The organism is Vibrio sp. 10N.286.49.E11 (assembly GCF_041469505.1).
In the GTDB taxonomy this organism is placed as follows: Bacteria; Pseudomonadota; Gammaproteobacteria; order Enterobacterales; family Vibrionaceae; genus Vibrio; species Vibrio crassostreae_C.
In genome coordinates this window covers 1-1818 of record NZ_JBFRKQ010000117.1, presented here as the reverse complement: position 1 = coordinate 1818, position 1818 = coordinate 1, and the positions used below count along the sequence as shown (strand labels likewise).

Sequence of the window (1818 nt, the reverse complement as noted above, 5' to 3'; positions counted from 1 at the left end):
GTTAGATATCACTGAGCCAAATCTGGCTGATGGTACGATCACAAGCAACACTATTGATGTGATGCCAAATCAGAGTGCGGATGGCGCGACGATCACTCAGTTCACTTATGACGGTCAACTACGAACACTTGATCCGAATGACACTGGTGAACAGCTGTTCAGCTTCACTGAAGGTGAGCTTTATATCACCCTTGAAGGGGAAGTGCGCTTTGAACCTAATCGCGATCTAGACCACTCAGTTAGTGAAGATATCGTGAAGTCGATTGTCGTGACTTCAAGCGATTTTGATAACGACCCGGTGACTTCAACCATTACGCTGACCATTACTGATGGTGACAATCCGACTATTGATGCGGTGCCGAGCGTATCACTTAAAGAAGCGGATCTCGCTGATGGCTCATTGCCAAGTGGTAGTGCGGTTAGCCAAACGGAAACCATCTCATTCACGAATCAAAGCGATGATGTTGAGAAATTCCGTTTAGAGCCTAGTGAGTTTAATACTAACAATGCGCTTAAGTCCGATGGCTTGATCATTGAGATTCGAGAAGAGCCAACAGGTTCAGGCAATTACATTGGTTTCACGACTGATATTTCGAATGTCGAAACCACGGTATTTACACTCGATTTCAGCAGTACCACTTTGGGTGAATACACCTTCACTCTTCTGGAAGCGATTGACCACACACCGATTCAAGGCAATAACGATCTAACATTCAACTTGCCAGTTTACGCAGTGGATACCGACGGTGACGATTCGTTAATGTCACCGCTATCAGTCACCATTACCGACGATGTACAGGAGATGGCGAGCGGGGCGCTGAATATTGAAGAGCCTACTGTCGCCGACTTAGCTGCAGGTACGCCAACGACATCCGTTTTCGATGTATTAACATTCGCGAGTGCCGATGGCGCGAGCGTGACTCAATTTACCTATGACGGCACCGCTTACTCTCTAGATCCGAATGATGCGACCGAGCAAGAGTTTACCTTCACCGAAGGCTCACTGTTTATTACGACTCAAGGGGAAGTGCGCTTTGAGCCGAACCGCGATTTAGACCACTCAGCAGGCGATATTGTTAAAAATATCGTTGTGACATCAAGCGATGGCGATGATGACGTTCTTACCTCGACAGTGACGCTTACGATTACGGACGGCGATGTCCCAACCATAGATGTCATTCCACCAATCTCACTATCTGAAACGAATCTAGCCGATGGCTCTGATCCGTCGAATTCTGCGGTCAGCGACACCAAAGTCATTCAGTTTACTCATGAGAGTGACGATGTTGAGTCGTTCCGTATCGAGCCAACAGAGTTCAATACTCTAGGTACGTTAACGTCAAACAACTTGGCGGTTCAGCTAAAAGAAGATCCTAACAGTGCTGGTGATTACATCGGTTTTGTTAAAGACGCGTCGGATGTTGAAACCAACGTCTTTACCGTTACCTTCTCTGGTGCAAATCTAGGTCAATACACATTTACGTTGCTTGAAGCGCTTGACCACGAAGATGGTCTGGTGAATAACAATTTGAGCTTTGACCTGCCTGTTTATGCGGTAGACAGTGACGGTGATGACTCAGTGATGTCGTCACTGACTGTGACCATCGAAGATGATGTTCAAGGCATGAGCAATGGCATCCTGAATATCGAAGAGCCAACCGTCGCTGATCTGGGCGTAGGGGTGGTGACCACAACTACCATTGATGTGATGCCAGAGCAGAGTGCTGATGGCGCGACCATTACTGAGTTTACTTACGATGGTGGGACTCCACTGACGCTTAACCAAGCTGATACCGGTGAGCAAGAGTTTATCTTCAC

Annotated in this window: 1 pseudogene; it reads left to right on the top strand. The window is 47.2% G+C overall.

Annotation, left to right across the window (positions count from 1 at the left end):
• A pseudogene (locus AB4167_RS21510) lies at nucleotides 1–1818 on the top strand (hypothetical protein); the annotation flags it as partial.